General features: G+C 58.6%; 15 protein-coding genes, 1 rRNA gene and 1 riboswitch. Of the genes, 9 read left to right on the forward strand and 7 right to left on the reverse strand.

Going from position 1 to position 15,784, the window contains the following annotated elements; translation table 11 throughout:
• Positions 1–21: 21 nt before the first annotated feature.
• Positions 22–1,563 (reverse strand): 16S ribosomal RNA (locus CSK29544_RS03100).
• Positions 1,564–2,141: 578 nt separating this feature from the next.
• Here CSK29544_RS03100 and purH point away from each other — a divergent pair.
• Both purH and purD read left to right on the forward strand, forming a co-directional pair.
• Positions 2,142–3,731 carry a bifunctional phosphoribosylaminoimidazolecarboxamide formyltransferase/IMP cyclohydrolase gene (gene purH, locus CSK29544_RS03110; RefSeq protein WP_012126003.1) on the forward strand — a complete coding sequence of 530 codons (1,590 nt, stop codon included), beginning with the start codon at positions 2,142–2,144 and terminating at the stop codon, positions 3,729–3,731.
• Positions 3,732–3,744: 13 nt separating this feature from the next.
• Entirely contained in the window at positions 3,745–5,043 is a 1,299-nt protein-coding gene (gene purD / locus CSK29544_RS03115) for a phosphoribosylamine--glycine ligase (RefSeq protein ID WP_007896377.1), read from the forward strand.
• A gap of 64 nt (positions 5,044–5,107) precedes the next feature.
• On the opposite strand, the gene CSK29544_RS03120 is transcribed toward purD, so the two are convergent.
• The 6 genes from CSK29544_RS03120 to nudC form a co-directional block, all read right to left on the reverse strand.
• Positions 5,108–5,800 carry a DUF1481 domain-containing protein gene (locus CSK29544_RS03120; protein WP_171964893.1) on the reverse strand — a complete coding sequence of 231 codons (693 nt, stop codon included), beginning with the start codon at positions 5,798–5,800 and terminating at the stop codon, positions 5,108–5,110.
• An 11-nt stretch (positions 5,801–5,811) separates the two neighbouring features.
• Positions 5,812–6,084: a nucleoid-associated protein HU-alpha gene (gene hupA / locus CSK29544_RS03125; RefSeq protein ID WP_002884342.1), complete on the reverse strand. Its 273-nt coding sequence runs from the start codon at positions 6,082–6,084 to the stop codon at positions 5,812–5,814.
• Between the two features lie 186 nt (positions 6,085–6,270).
• The gene (locus CSK29544_RS03130) at positions 6,271–6,861 is read right to left on the reverse strand and encodes a YjaG family protein (RefSeq protein WP_004388099.1); all 591 of its coding nucleotides are present in this window, start codon (positions 6,859–6,861) and stop codon (positions 6,271–6,273) included.
• Between the two features lie 43 nt (positions 6,862–6,904).
• The gene (nfi, locus tag CSK29544_RS03135) at positions 6,905–7,576 is read right to left on the reverse strand and encodes a deoxyribonuclease V (protein ID WP_004388100.1); all 672 of its coding nucleotides are present in this window, start codon (positions 7,574–7,576) and stop codon (positions 6,905–6,907) included.
• 9 nt (positions 7,577–7,585) lie between these two features.
• Positions 7,586–8,650, reverse strand: a complete 1,065-nt coding sequence (gene hemE / locus CSK29544_RS03140; RefSeq protein ID WP_007896374.1) for a uroporphyrinogen decarboxylase — start codon at positions 8,648–8,650, stop codon at positions 7,586–7,588.
• A 40-nt stretch (positions 8,651–8,690) separates the two neighbouring features.
• Positions 8,691–9,464: an NAD(+) diphosphatase gene (gene nudC / locus CSK29544_RS03145; protein ID WP_004388101.1), complete on the reverse strand. Its 774-nt coding sequence runs from the start codon at positions 9,462–9,464 to the stop codon at positions 8,691–8,693.
• A gap of 102 nt (positions 9,465–9,566) precedes the next feature.
• Here nudC and CSK29544_RS03150 point away from each other — a divergent pair, with 102 nt between their 5' ends.
• From CSK29544_RS03150 to thiH, 7 genes are all read left to right on the forward strand, one after another.
• On the forward strand, positions 9,567–10,070 hold the full coding sequence (locus CSK29544_RS03150; RefSeq protein ID WP_004388102.1) for an Rsd/AlgQ family anti-sigma factor: 504 nt from the start codon (positions 9,567–9,569) through the stop codon (positions 10,068–10,070).
• A 52-nt stretch (positions 10,071–10,122) separates the two neighbouring features.
• Positions 10,123–10,232: riboswitch (TPP riboswitch) on the forward strand.
• A gap of 116 nt (positions 10,233–10,348) precedes the next feature.
• Positions 10,349–12,250, forward strand: coding sequence for a phosphomethylpyrimidine synthase ThiC (gene thiC, locus CSK29544_RS03155; protein ID WP_007896373.1), 1,902 nt, complete (start codon positions 10,349–10,351; stop codon positions 12,248–12,250).
• The gene (gene thiE / locus CSK29544_RS03160) at positions 12,250–12,882 is read left to right on the forward strand and encodes a thiamine phosphate synthase (protein ID WP_029039595.1); all 633 of its coding nucleotides are present in this window, start codon (positions 12,250–12,252) and stop codon (positions 12,880–12,882) included. Before thiC ends, thiE begins: the two co-directional genes overlap by 1 nt.
• Positions 12,875–13,624, forward strand: a complete 750-nt coding sequence (locus CSK29544_RS03165; protein ID WP_029039596.1) for a HesA/MoeB/ThiF family protein — start codon at positions 12,875–12,877, stop codon at positions 13,622–13,624. The genes thiE and CSK29544_RS03165 overlap by 8 nt, the downstream gene beginning before the upstream one ends.
• Positions 13,614–13,814 carry a sulfur carrier protein ThiS gene (gene thiS, locus CSK29544_RS03170; protein ID WP_004388106.1) on the forward strand — a complete coding sequence of 67 codons (201 nt, stop codon included), beginning with the start codon at positions 13,614–13,616 and terminating at the stop codon, positions 13,812–13,814. Before CSK29544_RS03165 ends, thiS begins: the two co-directional genes overlap by 11 nt.
• A gap of 1 nt (position 13,815) precedes the next feature.
• Complete coding sequence (gene thiG, locus CSK29544_RS03175) at positions 13,816–14,586, forward strand: thiazole synthase (protein WP_029039597.1); 771 nt, start codon at positions 13,816–13,818, stop codon at positions 14,584–14,586.
• Positions 14,583–15,716 (forward strand): 2-iminoacetate synthase ThiH, encoded by a 1,134-nt coding sequence (thiH, locus tag CSK29544_RS03180; protein ID WP_007896369.1) that lies wholly within the window; start codon positions 14,583–14,585, stop codon positions 15,714–15,716. Before thiG ends, thiH begins: the two co-directional genes overlap by 4 nt.
• The last annotated feature ends 68 nt before the right edge of the window (positions 15,717–15,784 follow it).

The following is a 15,784-nucleotide window of genomic DNA, read 5'->3' on the forward strand; positions in this document are numbered from 1 at the left end:
CGCGAGGTTGTATCTTTCAGGTAAGGAGGTGATCCAACCGCAGGTTCCCCTACGGTTACCTTGTTACGACTTCACCCCAGTCATGAATCACAAAGTGGTAAGCGCCCTCCCGAAGGTTAAGCTACCTACTTCTTTTGCAACCCACTCCCATGGTGTGACGGGCGGTGTGTACAAGGCCCGGGAACGTATTCACCGTGGCATTCTGATCCACGATTACTAGCGATTCCGACTTCATGGAGTCGAGTTGCAGACTCCAATCCGGACTACGACGCACTTTATGAGGTCCGCTTGCTCTCGCGAGGTCGCTTCTCTTTGTATGCGCCATTGTAGCACGTGTGTAGCCCTGGTCGTAAGGGCCATGATGACTTGACGTCATCCCCACCTTCCTCCGGTTTATCACCGGCAGTCTCCTTTGAGTTCCCGGCCGAACCGCTGGCAACAAAGGATAAGGGTTGCGCTCGTTGCGGGACTTAACCCAACATTTCACAACACGAGCTGACGACAGCCATGCAGCACCTGTCTCAGAGTTCCCGAAGGCACTCCCGCATCTCTGCAGGATTCTCTGGATGTCAAGACCAGGTAAGGTTCTTCGCGTTGCATCGAATTAAACCACATGCTCCACCGCTTGTGCGGGCCCCCGTCAATTCATTTGAGTTTTAACCTTGCGGCCGTACTCCCCAGGCGGTCGACTTAACGCGTTAGCTCCGGAAGCCACGCCTCAAGGGCACAACCTCCAAGTCGACATCGTTTACGGCGTGGACTACCAGGGTATCTAATCCTGTTTGCTCCCCACGCTTTCGCACCTGAGCGTCAGTCTTCGTCCAGGGGGCCGCCTTCGCCACCGGTATTCCTCCAGATCTCTACGCATTTCACCGCTACACCTGGAATTCTACCCCCCTCTACGAGACTCAAGCTGACCAGTTTCAAATGCAGTTCCCAGGTTGAGCCCGGGGATTTCACATCTGACTTAATCAACCGCCTGCGTGCGCTTTACGCCCAGTAATTCCGATTAACGCTTGCACCCTCCGTATTACCGCGGCTGCTGGCACGGAGTTAGCCGGTGCTTCTTCTGCGGGTAACGTCAATTGCTGTGGTTATTAACCACAACACCTTCCTCCCCGCTGAAAGTACTTTACAACCCGAAGGCCTTCTTCATACACGCGGCATGGCTGCATCAGGCTTGCGCCCATTGTGCAATATTCCCCACTGCTGCCTCCCGTAGGAGTCTGGACCGTGTCTCAGTTCCAGTGTGGCTGGTCATCCTCTCAGACCAGCTAGGGATCGTCGCCTAGGTGAGCCGTTACCCCACCTACTAGCTAATCCCATCTGGGCACATCTGATGGCATGAGGCCCGAAGGTCCCCCACTTTGGTCCGTAGACGTTATGCGGTATTAGCTACCGTTTCCAGTAGTTATCCCCCTCCATCAGGCAGTTTCCCAGACATTACTCACCCGTCCGCCACTCGTCAGCAGAGCAGCAAGCTGCTCCCTGTTACCGTTCGACTTGCATGTGTTAGGCCTGCCGCCAGCGTTCAATCTGAGCCATGATCAAACTCTTCAATTAAAAGTCTGATGCTCAAAGAATTAAACTGTTAGTTCGTAATGAATTAACTGTTGTTCACTTGAGACTTGATATTCGTTTATCGTCCGTAGACGTTAAGATATCAGTGCCCCGAGTGCCCACACAGATTGTCTGATAAATTGTTAAAGAGCGGTGCGACGCGGCCTTCAGCCTGCTGTCGCGAGGTGGCGTATATTACGCTTTCCTCTTTCAGAGTCAACCCTTAATTTCAGGATTTTTCTCTTTCCGACTCACCGTCGCTGTGGGATGTTTCTCATCAGCGCCGTGTCGATGGAGGCGCATTATAGGGAGTTCTCTTCGCGCCGCAATACCTAAATCGCAGAAAAATGACTGACTGCTGCATTCCCCAGCAAAACCCCGGTTTATACGCATTTGCGCACAGAGTTATCCACAGACAGCCCGCACGCCGAAAATTTGCGAGCGCCACGCAAACGTTTTCGCTACAATGCGGGCCTGTTAGCGCCACACGCTTTTTCAGGAGCGTGAGCTACATTTCAGTAAAAAATGGCTGGAATTTAGCTAACGCTCTTCTGTAATGATCAAATCCAGGGGATTTATACATGCAACAACCTCGTCCTGTACGCCGCGCTCTGCTCAGCGTTTCTGACAAAGCCGGTATCGTCGACTTCGCCCGCGCCCTCTCAACGCGTGGGGTTGAGCTCCTCTCCACGGGCGGCACGGCTCGTCTGCTGGCGGAAGCTGGCCTGCCGGTAACGGAAGTCTCCGATTACACGGGCTTTCCGGAAATGATGGACGGCCGCGTTAAAACCCTGCACCCGAAAGTCCATGGCGGCATTCTGGGACGCCGCGGTCAGGACGACGACATCATGGCGCAGCATGCTATTTCCCCCATTGATATGGTCGTGGTGAACCTTTACCCGTTCGCACAGACGGTCGCACGTGAAGGCTGCACGCTGGAAGACGCGGTTGAGAATATCGATATCGGCGGCCCGACGATGGTCCGCTCCGCCGCCAAGAACCATAAAGATGTCGCCATTGTGGTGAAGAGCAGTGACTACACCGCCATTATTGATGAGCTGGATGCGAATAACGGCTCGCTGACGTTTGATACGCGTTTCGATCTGGCGATCAAAGCTTTCGAACATACGGCCGCATATGACAGCATGATAGCCAACTACTTCGGCAGCCTGGTTCCTGCCTATCATGGAGAAACCACTGCCCCTGCTGGCCGCTTCCCGCGCACTCTCAACCTGAACTTTATCAAGAAGCAGGATATGCGTTACGGCGAGAACAGCCATCAGCAGGCTGCCTTCTATATAGAAGAAGAAATAAAAGAAGCGTCTGTCGCGACCGCCCGCCAGGTTCAGGGTAAAGCGCTCTCTTATAACAACATCGCCGATACCGACGCCGCGCTGGAGTGCGTGAAGGAATTCAGCGAACCGGCCTGCGTGATTGTGAAGCATGCCAACCCGTGCGGCGTTGCTGTCAGTAGCTCAATTCTCGACGCCTATGATCGCGCATATAAAACCGACCCGACGTCCGCCTTTGGCGGCATTATCGCCTTTAACCGCGAGCTGGATGCCGAAACCGCGCAAGCGATCGTTTCCCGCCAGTTCGTTGAAGTCATCATTGCGCCGTCCGCCAGTGACGACGCCCTGAAAATCACCGCCGCGAAGCAAAACGTGCGCGTACTGGTGTGCGGCGAATGGCAGTCTCGCGTACCGGGCCTCGATTTCAAACGCGTTAACGGCGGCCTGCTGGTTCAGGACCGCGATCTGGGCATGGTGACCGAAGCCGATCTGCGCGTGGTGACAAAACGCCAGCCAACCGAACAGGAGCTGCGCGACGCGCTCTTTTGCTGGAAAGTGGCGAAGTTCGTTAAATCCAACGCGATTGTTTACGCGCGCGACAACATGACCATCGGTATTGGCGCAGGGCAGATGAGCCGCGTCTATTCCGCTAAAATCGCCGGTATCAAAGCAGGCGATGAAGGCCTTGAAGTCAAAGGCTCGGCGATGGCCTCCGACGCGTTCTTCCCGTTCCGCGACGGCATCGACGCCGCAGCGGCTGTGGGCATTACCTGTGTTATCCAGCCGGGCGGCTCGATTCGCGATGATGAAGTCATTGCCGCCGCCGACGAACACGGCATCGCCATGATCTTCACCGACATGCGCCATTTCCGCCATTAATTACGGAGCTACGATGAAAGTATTAGTTATTGGCAACGGCGGGCGCGAGCATGCGCTGGCCTGGAAAGCCGTCCAGTCGCCACTCGTTGAAACCGTTTTTGTTGCCCCCGGCAACGCCGGTACGGCGCTCGAGCCTGCGCTGCAGAACGTGGCGATAAGCCCGACCGATATTCCGGCGCTGCTGAGCTTTGCGCAGGCGGAAAATATCGATCTGACAATTGTCGGGCCGGAAGCGCCGCTGGTGATTGGCGTGGTGGACGCGTTTCGCGCCGCGGGCCTGAAAATTTTCGGGCCGACCAAAGGCGCGGCGCAGCTTGAAGGATCGAAAGCCTTCACGAAAGATTTCCTGGCGCGTCATCGCATCCCGACGGCGGAATACCAGAACTTTACCGAGACCGAACCGGCGCTTGCCTATATTCGTGAAAAAGGCGCGCCGATTGTTATCAAGGCCGACGGCCTCGCGGCCGGTAAAGGCGTTATCGTGGCGATGACGCTTGCCGAAGCCGAAGCGGCCGTGCTCGATATGCTGGCAGGCAATGCGTTTGGCGACGCGGGCCACCGCATTGTTGTTGAAGAGTTTCTGGATGGCGAAGAGGCAAGCTTCATCGTCATGGTGGATGGCGAGCATGTTGAGCCGATGGCCACCAGCCAGGATCATAAACGCGTGGGCGATGGCGACACCGGCCTCAATACCGGCGGTATGGGCGCTTACTCACCTGCCCCGGTCGTCACCGATGAGGTTTTCCAGCGCACGATGGAACGCATCATATGGCCGACCGTGCGTGGCATGGCGGCGGAAGGCAACACCTACACCGGCTTTCTGTATGCGGGTCTGATGATCGACAAGCAGGGCAACCCGAAAGTTATCGAGTTTAACTGCCGCTTTGGCGACCCGGAAACGCAGCCGATCATGATGCGTTTGCAGTCCGATCTGGTCGAGCTTTGCCTGGCGGCCTGCGAGGGCAAACTCGATACCGTGAAATCGCAGTGGGATGCGCGCCCGGCACTGGGCGTCGTCATGGCCGCAGGCGGCTATCCGGGCGATTACCGCACCGGCGATGTGATCCACGGTCTGCCGATTGAAGAGATCGCGAACGGTGACGGCAAAGTCTTTCATGCCGGCACGACGCTGCGCGACGACGACCGCGCCGTAACCAGCGGCGGGCGCGTGCTGTGCGTGACCGCGCTGGGCGACAGCGTCGCACAGGCGCAGGCGCGCGCTTACCGATTAGCGGAAGATATTCACTGGGATGACTGCTTCTGCCGTAAGGATATCGGCTATCGCGCTATCGCGCGCGAGCAGGAGAAATAAACGCCTGCACGCTACAAAGGCGTAAACGCAAAAGCGACGGTAAATCCGTCGCTTTTTTATGGGCTCAGAAGCTGTCAGGCTTCGGCTGCCAGGCGCAAAAATCTTCATTTGCCACCAGTAACAGTTGCGTGCCTTCCGGCGCCTCCAGCCAGGCGGCGCTAACGCGCGCTTTCGCATGACGCTGACGTTCTGAGAGACGCTCCTGCGCCCTTCTGTCGAACTCAGGCTGCACAATCTGCCCTTCACAGGTCGTTATCGTGCCATCAGGGTTCCAGCGCCCCTGACGCAACACCACGCGCCCTGCGCGCAGCGCATCGCTGGTATTACGCATCTGCGTGGCGCGATATTGCCACAGCGCGACCTGATCGCTGGAAAGCTGCTGTTTCTGCCCGTTGACTTCACGCTGCATGAAGCTCAGCCCGCCGCGATCGTCAAAACGCACTTTGACCTGTTCAGGCTGTTTACCCTGAAGCTGGTAGTCCACGGAGGTCAGCGCATCGTTCTGCCAACGATAATCGCTCGTCGATGTCTTATCGCCAGACCAGGGGCTGAACGCCGCCAGCAGGTGAACGGAGCCATCGTTATTGTCTTTACGCCACAGGCGTACGACACCGTCATCGGCCAGATAGCCGCTGGCGGTAAAAGGGGGAATTTCCGGGGTGGAACGACAGGCGGAGAGGAACAGCACGCCCGCCAGCGCCAGCATACGCCAGCCAAACAAAAGGGGCGATCTCGCCCCTTCGTTAAAACCTTTCACTGCCACGCGGTTTACTTAACAGCGTCTTTCAGTGCTTTGCCAGAAACGAATGCCGGCACGTTAGCTGCAGCGATTTTGATTTCTTTACCGGTCTGCGGGTTGCGGCCAGTACGCTCAGCGCGGTGGTTCACTTTGAAGGTACCGAAACCAACCAGCTGTACAGCATCGCCTTCTTTCAGAGACTCAGTAATCGCAGCCAGAGTGGATTCCAGAGCAGCTTTCGCTTGCGCTTTAGACAGGTCAGCCTTGTCTGCAATTACATCAATCAGTTGAGTCTTGTTCATAAGTTATCCTTACAATGTGTTTATCGCTTGCTAAGCATCGAGTGCGACGGAAATGCCTTGAAAGCACTCTCCTGCATACACGCACCGATAGCCACTTTTTTTCGCCTCCCAAATGTAGACCAGACGGGGGGCTAATTGGAAGCCTTCAGGTGAGACAAAACAGGCTGTAAATCACGTTTTGTTGTCTCATTGCTGCAAATTTATACCGATATTACTGGTTCCATCCTCACGCAGGTCTGCGCGCAGACCTTTTATCAGCTCAATATCGCGTTCTTCGCAGGCAGCAAGCAATCGGAAAATTTCCCACTGAATATCCCATTCCTGCTCCACAGCCGGGTTTGCTTTCAGCTCATCATCGGTCATTTCACGGCCCGCCTGAGTCATCTCCAGCATCGCTACGGTGGTGATGGATGTCTCGCTGACTTCAATCGCGTGCTCCAGCGTCTCGCCGCTCAGGCGCGAATGCACCAGCTCACTCAACGCGACGCAAGCGTCGATAGCCGGGTAAACGCCATAGAGGTCATAATCTTCCGCCGCCGGAATCGCTTCTTCGAGCTTTTCGAGCTGGCTGTCGAAATTCACTTTGGCGTCTTTGACCGTCAGCGTCTCCCAGATGAGATCGAGAATACGGCGATAGAGCTGCGCATCGCCGAAACCGGTCTGCTGGCAGAACATGGCGTAGTTCGGGTACATGCGCTCGCAGAGCGAGGCCATGAACGTCACATGCTGCCAGGCTTCGAGCTTTTCCAGCCGCAGGTGAATTGGGTTTTGTAACATAGTGGTGTCTCACAAACCGAAAATTAGCGGCAGTGTACCTGAATCACCCCTGAATTTCCTGCCATCGTAGAAAGGCGGGACGACCGGAGGCCACGGCATCCGCCCAGCGCGTCGGCTCCGGCAGCCGGTAGCCTTTCGTGCAACGCTGCACCCAGCCGAGCGCCGTATCGATGCTGACGCGATGCCCCGTCGAAACGAACAGCGGATTGCAGCGCGCTTTGCTGCGCCACACCCACGCCAGCTGCTCGCCTTTGTCCATCAGCGGCGAAACTGCGCCGGGCTCGTCGCTGAGCGGCTCAAACTTACCGCACAGCCGCTTTTTAGCGACGCCTATCGTCGGCACATCCACCAGCATCCCGAAGTGGCTCGCCACGCCGAGACGTCGCGGATGCGAAATACCGTGCCCGTCGACAAACAGCAAATCCGGTTTTCTGGAGAGCATCTCCCAGGCCGTCAGCAGCGCCGGGTATTCACGAAACGACAGAAAGCCGGGGATATACGGCATGGTGGTGGGAATGCGCGCCACCTGGTACTCCAGCAGCTCCAGAGACGGGTACTTCAGCAGCACCATCGCCGCTCGCGTCACTTCGCCGCCCTGCTCGAATCCGACATCCGCCCCACCGATTATCGTCGGCGGATCGACGTTCAACCGGTCCTCGCGGACCACATTAGATGCCAGTTCGATTTGTTGTGCGCGAAGCGTCGCGAGATCCATAGTTTCTCCTTACAGGTGATAAGGCGCCGATAAGCGGTGAACCGCCTCGACGAAGGCCCCCGCATGTTCAGGAGGCACATCCTGATGAATACCATGCCCCAGGTTGAACACATGGCCTTCACCATTGCCGAAACCAGCAAGTATAGACGCCACTTCTTCTTCGATACGGGCAGGCGACGCATAAAGCATGGACGGATCCATGTTGCCCTGCAGCGCGACCTTGTGGCCCACGCGACGGCGCGCGTCGGCGATATCGGTCGTCCAGTCGAGTCCCAGCGCGTCACAGCCGGTCTCCGCTATCGCTTCCAGCCACTGGCCGCCGCCTTTGGTGAACAGCGTTACCGGCACACGGCGGCCTTCGTTTTCGCGCAGCAGCCCGTCGACGATTTTATGCATGTAATACAGTGAGAACTGCTGGTAGTCGCGCCCGGTCAGCACGCCGCCCCAGGTATCGAAAATCATCACCGACTGGGCGCCCGCGCGGATCTGCGCGTTCAGATAGAGCGTGACGCTTTTCGCGAGCTTATCGAGCAGTAAATGCAGCGTCTGCGGCTCGGCATACATCATTTTTTTAATGACGGTAAACGCCTTGCTGCCGCCGCCTTCCACCATGTAAGTGGCGAGCGTCCAGGGGCTGCCAGAGAAACCAATCAGCGGGACTTCGCCTTTCAGCTCGCGGCGGATGGTGCGCACCGCGTTCATCACATAGCCCAGTTCCTGTTCCGGGTCCGGCACCGGCAGTTTTTCTACGTCCGCTTTGCCGGTAATGGGCGATGTGAAGCGTGGGCCTTCGCCCGCTTCAAAATAGAGCCCCAGCCCCATTGCATCCGGAATCGTCAGAATGTCCGAAAAGAGGATCGCCGCATCAAGCGGATAGCGACGCAGCGGCTGTAGCGTCACTTCGCACGCCAGCTCGGCATTTTTACAAAGCGACATAAAATCGCCCGCCTGCGCGCGGGTGGCCTTATATTCCGGCAGATAACGCCCAGCCTGTCTCATCATCCACACCGGCGTGACATCCACAGGCTGGCGTTGCAGGGCGCGCAGGTAACGATCGTTTTTCAGTTCGGTCATTTTTCTTATTCCTCAAGCGACAGGCCGCTATTGTATCACGTCATTCATCGTCTGCCCGGCAGCGCGCCACCGTATCTTCTATCAGGCGGCGTGCCACGGTGCCTGGCGCTGGCAGCAGCGGCAGCTGGTCGTAGCGATACCAGCCCGCATCGATGAGTTCTTTTGTGTCTATCTGAATTTCACCGCTGTCATAATCCGCCGTAAACGCGGTCATCAGCGATTGCGGGAACGGCCAGGGCTGAGACGTCACATAGCGCAGGTTTTTGATGCGTATATTGCTCTCTTCCATAACCTCACGCGCTACCGCCTGCTCCAGCGTTTCGCCCACTTCGACAAACCCGGCCAGCACGGTGTAAACGCCGTTGCGGTGTCGCGTATGCTGCGCCAGCAGGATTTTATCGTCACGGCGGATAGCCACGATGATGCACGGCGCGATTTGCGGGTAGTAGCGTTCGCGGCAGTGCCCGCAGAGCATCGCCCACTCGGTTTTGCTCGGGTGCATCTCATGGCCGCAGTAGCCGCAATATTTGTGCGAGCGGTAAAACTCGGCGAGCTGTACGCCCCGCCCCGCCAGTTGAAACAGCCCGGCGTCCTGGTCGATAAGCTGTCGCACCGAAGCCATGTCTTTTTCGCGCTTTTGCAGAACCAGCCAGACCGGCGCGTCCTCCCAGAGACCAATTTGCAGCGCCTTTTCGCCCGTCAGACCAAAATCCGCGGCCCGGCCGTAAGGTAATTCTGCTTTTGGCAGCCATAATTTCTGTTCATGGCTGACTATCCACCAGCCATGGTCTAAATTTTCTAGTGTACGTTCCATAATTGATTGCACTACCTCTGCTTCACTGGCACGTTATTAACATTGTTCTTACATATTTTGGGTCATTTGCGTTTTTACATCTTATATCTCATGGAGTCGATCATGCTAAACCAGCTAAAAAGTCTGACGGAACGCGTTGGTGGGAGTAATGAGTTAGTTGATCGTTGGCTTGCTGCCCGCAACCATCTGTTAGTCACCTATTACAAGATGGTCGGCATCAAACCCGGCAAGGAGCCGATGACTGCGCTTGATGAACAGGCGCTGGACGATTTCTGTCACTGCCTGGTGGATTACCTCTCCGCCGGACATTTCAATATTTATGAGCGCGTCATCAGCGAAATGGAAGGCACCAGCCCGCTGGTCGCCGCCACGCAAATCTATCCTCAGCTGGAATCCAACACCCAGCAAATCATGGATTTCTACGACACACATCTGGAAAGCGCTATCGACCACGATAACTGCCTGGAGTTTCAGGAAGCGCTTTCCGGCATTGGCGAGGCGCTCGCCGCCCGCTTCGCGCTGGAAGATAAGCTCATTTTGCTGGCTTATGACAACAACCTCGGCGAAAGCGCCAATGATGAAACCGGCCTCGCCAAACCGGCTTGAGTTCGGCTGTATTAACGAGTAGTTTAAATATGCCCCCGCGGTTTTAGCGGGGTTTATCTTGTCGGAGTGCCCAGTGCGACAGCACGGGCTGAGACCGTTAATTCGGGATCCGCGGAACCTGATCAGGTTAATACCTGCGAAGGGAACAAGAGTAATTCCATTTTGCCCCGCTCAGGGTGTCGTTTCGCCCTGATGCCCTGTTAAGGGTGCCCGGGCGCACGCCATTACTCCTCCGTTGTTCTGACAAGCCACTTCCTGACCGTTAACTGGAATGCGCTATGTCTGTATCAAACAAACCTGGCCGCCGCGAGCAGCGCGCCGCCGCACAACACTTTATCGACACGCTGGAAGGCACCGCTTTTCCTAACTCTCACCGCATCTATCTCACCGGTTCGCGTGAAGATATCCGCGTGCCAATGCGCGAAATCCGCCTGAGCCCGACGCTTGCGGGCGGCAGCAAAGAGAACCCGCGCTATGAGCCTAACGAACCGGTGCCGGTGTATGACACCTCCGGCCCTTACGGCGATCCGGCGGTGCGCATCGACGTTCGCGAAGGGCTGGCTAAACTGCGCAGCGCCTGGATAGATGCGCGTAACGATACCGAAACCCTGGATTCCCTCAGCTCCGCGTATACCCGCGAGCGGCTCGCCGACGACGGTCTGGATGAGTTGCGCTTTCGCGGGCTGCTGACGCCAAAGCGCGCAAAGGCGGGCAAGCGCGTCACCCAGTTGCACTACGCGCGCCAGGGTATCGTGACGCCGGAGATGGAATTTATCGCCATTCGTGAAAACATGGGCCGCGAGCGCATTCGCACGGCGGTACTGCGCCAGCAGCATCCGGGCCACGGCTTTGGCGCGCGCCTGCCGGAGAACATCACGCCGGAGTTCGTGCGTGACGAAGTGGCCGCCGGGCGCGCCATTATTCCAGCCAACATCAATCACCCCGAATCGGAGCCGATGATTATCGGTCGTAATTTCCTGGTAAAGGTCAACGCCAATATCGGCAACTCGGCGGTGACGTCGTCTATCGAAGAGGAAGTCGAAAAACTGGTCTGGGCGACCCGCTGGGGCGCGGACACGGTGATGGATCTCTCCACCGGCCGCTACATTCACGAAACCCGCGAATGGATCCTGCGCAACAGCCCGGTGCCGATCGGTACGGTACCGATCTACCAGGCGCTGGAGAAGGCCAACGGGATCGCCGAAGATCTGAGCTGGGAGATGTTCCGCGACACGCTGCTTGAGCAGGCCGAACAGGGCGTCGATTACTTCACCATTCACGCGGGCGTGCTGCTGCGCTATGTGCCGATGACCGCAGGCCGCCTGACGGGCATCGTCTCGCGTGGCGGCTCGATCATGGCGAAATGGTGCCTGTCGCATCATCGTGAAAACTTCCTCTACGAGCATTTCCGCGAGATCTGCGAAATCTGCGCCGCCTATGACGTCTCGCTGTCGCTCGGCGACGGTCTGCGCCCCGGCTCTATTCAGGATGCCAACGACGAGGCGCAATTCGCCGAACTCCACACGCTCGGCGAACTGACGAAAATCGCGTGGGAATATGACGTCCAGGTCATGATCGAAGGCCCAGGCCACGTGCCGATGCAGATGATCCGCCGCAATATGACCGAGGAGCTGGAGCACTGCCACGAAGCGCCCTTCTACACGCTCGGGCCGCTCACGACCGATATCGCGCCCGGCTACGATCACTTCACCTCCGGGATCGGCGCGGCGATGATTGGCTGGTTCGGCTGCGCGATGCTCTGCTACGTGACGCCAAAAGAACACCTCGGCCTGCCGAATAAAGAAGATGTGAAACAGGGGCTCATCACCTACAAAATTGCCGCCCACGCCGCCGATCTCGCCAAAGGGCATCCAGGGGCGCAGATCCGCGACAACGCCATGTCCAAAGCGCGCTTTGAATTCCGCTGGGAAGATCAGTTCAATCTGGCACTCGATCCGTTCACCGCCCGTGCCTACCACGACGAAACGCTGCCCCAGGAGTCCGGCAAAGTCGCGCACTTCTGCTCCATGTGCGGCCCGAAATTCTGTTCAATGAAAATCACCCAGGAGGTGCGCGACTACGCCGCGAAGCAGGCGATCGACGCGGGTATGGCTGAGATGTCGAATCGTTTTCAGGCGCGCGGCGGCGATATTTATCTGCGCCAGGAGGAGGTGGAGTGATGACGCCTCTGTTCGTCCCCGTCCCGCACCGTCTCGGGCTCTATCCGGTTGTGGATAGCGTTGAGTGGGTCACACGTTTGCTTGACGCTGGCGTGCGCACGCTGCAGCTGCGCATTAAAGATAAAACCGAGGCTGAGGCGGAAGCCGATGTCGCCGCCGCCATTGCGCTGGGGCAGCGCTACCACGCCCGGCTGTTTATCAACGACTACTGGCGTCTTGCGATAAAGCATCAGGCCTATGGCGTTCATCTCGGGCAGGAAGATCTGGAAACGGCCGACCCCGACGCCATCCGCCGCGCTGGCCTGCGGCTTGGCGTCTCTACGCATGATGATATGGAAATCGACGTGGCATTGGCGGTGCGCCCTTCTTATATCGCGCTCGGCCACGTCTTTCCCACGCAAACCAAACAGATGCCCTCCGCGCCGCAAGGGCTTGCACAACTGACCGCGCATGTAAAAAGGCTCGGCGACTATCCGACGGTCGCCATCGGCGGCATCAGCCTTGAGCGCGCGCCAGCGGTGCTGGAAACCGGCGTCGGCAGTATCGCGGTGGTGAGCGCTATCACCCGGGCACCCGACTGGCGCGCCGCCACGCAAGAGTTACTCAAACTGGCGGGGGTGGGCGATGAATGACGCCGATTTCATGCGCTACAGCCGCCAGCTGCTGCTGGAGGATATCGCCATCGACGGCCAGCAAAAACTGCTGGCAAGCCGCGTGTTGCTTGTCGGCCTAGGCGGTCTCGGCTCGCCCGCCGCGCTCTATCTGGCGGGCGCTGGCGTGGGCTCGCTGTGGCTTGCCGATGACGACGCGGTGCACCTCAGTAATCTCCAGCGGCAGATCCTGTTTGGCGTGGGTGATATCGAACAGCCGAAATCGCGCGTGGCGGCGCGTCGTTTACAGGCGCTCAACCCGGCCATCAACAGCGTGGCGCTGAATAAACGGCTGGAAGGCGACGCGCTGCGTGAAGCGGTGGCAGGCGTCGATCTGGTGCTGGATTGCAGCGATAACATGACCACACGCCAGGCCATCAACGCCGCCTGCGTGGCGCACAGCACGCCGCTTATCACCGCCAGCGCGGTTGGCATGGGCGGACAAATCGCCACCTTCGCGCCGCCCTTTGATTACGGCTGCTACCGCTGCCTGTGGCCGGATGACAGCGAGCCTGAGCGCAACTGCCGCACCGCTGGCGTGCTCGGCCCGGTAGTGGGGCTGATGGGCACGATGCAAGCGCTGGAGGCTATCAAGCTATTGTGCGGCATCACGCAAGAGCACGACGAGCTGCGCCTCTTCGACGCCCGCGCCAGCCAGTGGCGCACCCTGACGCTACAGCGCGCGGCAGGCTGCCCGGTTTGCGGAGGCAAGCATGCGCATTGAACTCAACGATGAAGCCATGCAGTGCGTCGAGGGAGTAAGCGCGGCGCAACTGCTGGCGCAGTTAAAACTCGACAGGCCCGGTACGGCGCTCGCGGTCAATCAGACCATTCTCCCGCGCAGCCAGTGGCCCGACTACACCCTGCAGGAAGGCGACAGCCTGCTGCTGTTTCAGGTTATCGCAGGAGGCTGAGATGTTACGAATCGCGGATAAAACTTTTCAATCACGCCTGTTTACCGGCACCGGTAAATTCGCGTCGTCATCGCTGATGCTGGAGGCGATACGTGAGAGCGGCAGCGAGATGGCGACACTCGCTATGAAGCGTGTGGATCTGCTGCGTCGTGATGATGCGCTGCTGGCGCCGTTGCAGGCATCCGGCGTGGCGTTGTTGCCAAACACGTCCGGCGCGAAAACCGCCGAAGAGGCGGTTTTCGCCGCGCAGCTCGCCCGCGAGGCGCTGGGCACTCACTGGATCAAGCTTGAGATCCATCCGGACGCCCGCTGGCTGCTGCCGGACCCGATAGAAACGCTGCGGGCGGCGGAAAAACTGGTCGCACAGGGGTTTGTGGTGCTGCCCTATTGCGGCGCGGATCCGGTGCTCTGCAAGCGCCTTGAAGAAGCGGGCTGCGCGGCGGTGATGCCGCTCGGCGCGCCGATTGGCTCCAATCAGGGGCTGCAGACGCGGGCGCTGCTGGAAATCATCATCGCCCAGGCGAGCGTGCCGGTGGTGGTGGATGCGGGCATCGGCGCGCCAAGCCATGCCGCCGAGGCGCTGGAGATGGGGGCCGATGCGGTGCTGGTAAATACGGCGATTGCCGTGGCGCGCGATCCGGTGGCGATGGCGCGGGCGTTCCGCCAGGCCGTTGAGGCAGGTCGTACCGGATTTGAAGCCGGGCTCGGCGCGCGCGCGTTTCAGGCGCAGGCCACCAGCCCGCTCACCGGTTTTCTGGAGGCGCAGTCATGAACACCTTTACCGACCGCTGGCGCACGCTTAACTGGGACGACATCCGGCTGCGCATTCACAGCAAAACCGCGCGCGATGTCGAACGGGCGCTCGCCGCTGCGCATCCTGACCGGGAAGATATGATGGCGCTGCTCTCCCCGGCCGCGCTGGATTATCTCGAACCGCTGGCGCAGCGCGCGCAGCAGCTCACCCGCCAGCGCTTTGGCAACACCGTCAGCTTCTATGTACCGCTCTATCTTTCTAATCTTTGCGCCAACGAATGCACCTATTGCGGTTTCTCAATGAGCAACCGCATCAAGCGTAAGACGCTGGACGAAGAGGAAATTGCACGCGAATGCGCCGCCATTAAAGCGCTCGGGTTTGAACACCTGCTGCTGGTCACGGGTGAGCACCAGAATAAAGTGGGCATGGACTATTTCCGCCGTCACCTTCCGGCGATTCGCCGCCAGTTTGCGTCGCTGCAAATGGAAGTGCAGCCGCTCGCGCAGGCGGAGTATGCCGAACTGAAAGCGCTCGGGCTGGACGGCGTGCTGGTCTATCAGGAGACGTATCATGAAGCGGTCTACGCCCGCCACCATCTGCGCGGCAACAAGCAGGATTTCTTCTGGCGGCTGGAGACGCCGGACCGGCTCGGGCGCGCGGGCATTGACCGCATCGGGCTTGGCGCGCTCACCGGGCTGTCGGACTGCTGGCGCACCGATAACTATATGGTGGCGGAGCATTTACTCTGGCTGCAACAGCGCTACTGGCAGAGCCGCTACTCTGTGGCGTTCCCGCGCCTGCGGCCCTGTGCAGGCGGCATTCAGCCAGCGTCCGTGATGGATGAACGCCAGCTGGTGCAGCTCATCTGCGCCTTTCGCCTGTTTGCGCCGGAGGCGGAGCTGTCGCTCTCGACTCGCGAATCGCCGCATTTTCGCGATAACGTGGTGCCGATTGCGATCAACGCCGTCAGCGCCTTTTCGCGCACCCAACCGGGTGGCTATGCCGACGGACATACCGAACTGGAGCAGTTTGCGCCACATGACGGACGTCGCCCGGAAGCGGTTGCGGCCAGTCTGATACAGCGCGGACTGCAACCGGTGTGGAAAGACTGGGACGGATATCTGGGAAGAGGCACGCAAAACGCCTGAAACCAAACGCAAATCGGGCGATATCTTTCGGGATGTTACGCAAAACGGAAAGTTGCGCGTTGAGGGGA

Origin of the sequence: Cronobacter sakazakii, from assembly GCF_000982825.1 — a bacterium.
GTDB classification, from domain to species: Bacteria; Pseudomonadota; Gammaproteobacteria; order Enterobacterales; family Enterobacteriaceae; genus Cronobacter; species Cronobacter sakazakii.

Excerpts from the sequence above, each read along its gene's own strand:
- purH (WP_012126003.1), top strand. The coding sequence starts at position 2,142 with ATGCAACAACCTCGTCCTGTACGCCGCGCTCTGCTCAGCGTTTCTGAC.
- purD (WP_007896377.1), top strand. The coding sequence starts at position 3,745 with ATGAAAGTATTAGTTATTGGCAACGGCGGGCGCGAGCATGCGCTGGCC.
- hupA (WP_002884342.1), bottom strand. The coding sequence starts at position 6,084 with ATGAACAAGACTCAACTGATTGATGTAATTGCAGACAAGGCTGACCTG.
- CSK29544_RS03130 (WP_004388099.1), bottom strand. The coding sequence starts at position 6,861 with ATGTTACAAAACCCAATTCACCTGCGGCTGGAAAAGCTCGAAGCCTGG.
- nfi (WP_004388100.1), bottom strand. The coding sequence starts at position 7,576 with ATGGATCTCGCGACGCTTCGCGCACAACAAATCGAACTGGCATCTAAT.
- hemE (WP_007896374.1), bottom strand. The coding sequence starts at position 8,650 with ATGACCGAACTGAAAAACGATCGTTACCTGCGCGCCCTGCAACGCCAG.
- nudC (WP_004388101.1), bottom strand. The coding sequence starts at position 9,464 with ATGGAACGTACACTAGAAAATTTAGACCATGGCTGGTGGATAGTCAGC.
- CSK29544_RS03150 (WP_004388102.1), top strand. The coding sequence starts at position 9,567 with ATGCTAAACCAGCTAAAAAGTCTGACGGAACGCGTTGGTGGGAGTAAT.
- thiC (WP_007896373.1), top strand. The coding sequence starts at position 10,349 with ATGTCTGTATCAAACAAACCTGGCCGCCGCGAGCAGCGCGCCGCCGCA.
- thiE (WP_029039595.1), top strand. The coding sequence starts at position 12,250 with ATGACGCCTCTGTTCGTCCCCGTCCCGCACCGTCTCGGGCTCTATCCG.
- CSK29544_RS03165 (WP_029039596.1), top strand. The coding sequence starts at position 12,875 with ATGAATGACGCCGATTTCATGCGCTACAGCCGCCAGCTGCTGCTGGAG.
- thiS (WP_004388106.1), top strand. The coding sequence starts at position 13,614 with ATGCGCATTGAACTCAACGATGAAGCCATGCAGTGCGTCGAGGGAGTA.
- thiG (WP_029039597.1), top strand. The coding sequence starts at position 13,816 with ATGTTACGAATCGCGGATAAAACTTTTCAATCACGCCTGTTTACCGGC.
- thiH (WP_007896369.1), top strand. The coding sequence starts at position 14,583 with ATGAACACCTTTACCGACCGCTGGCGCACGCTTAACTGGGACGACATC.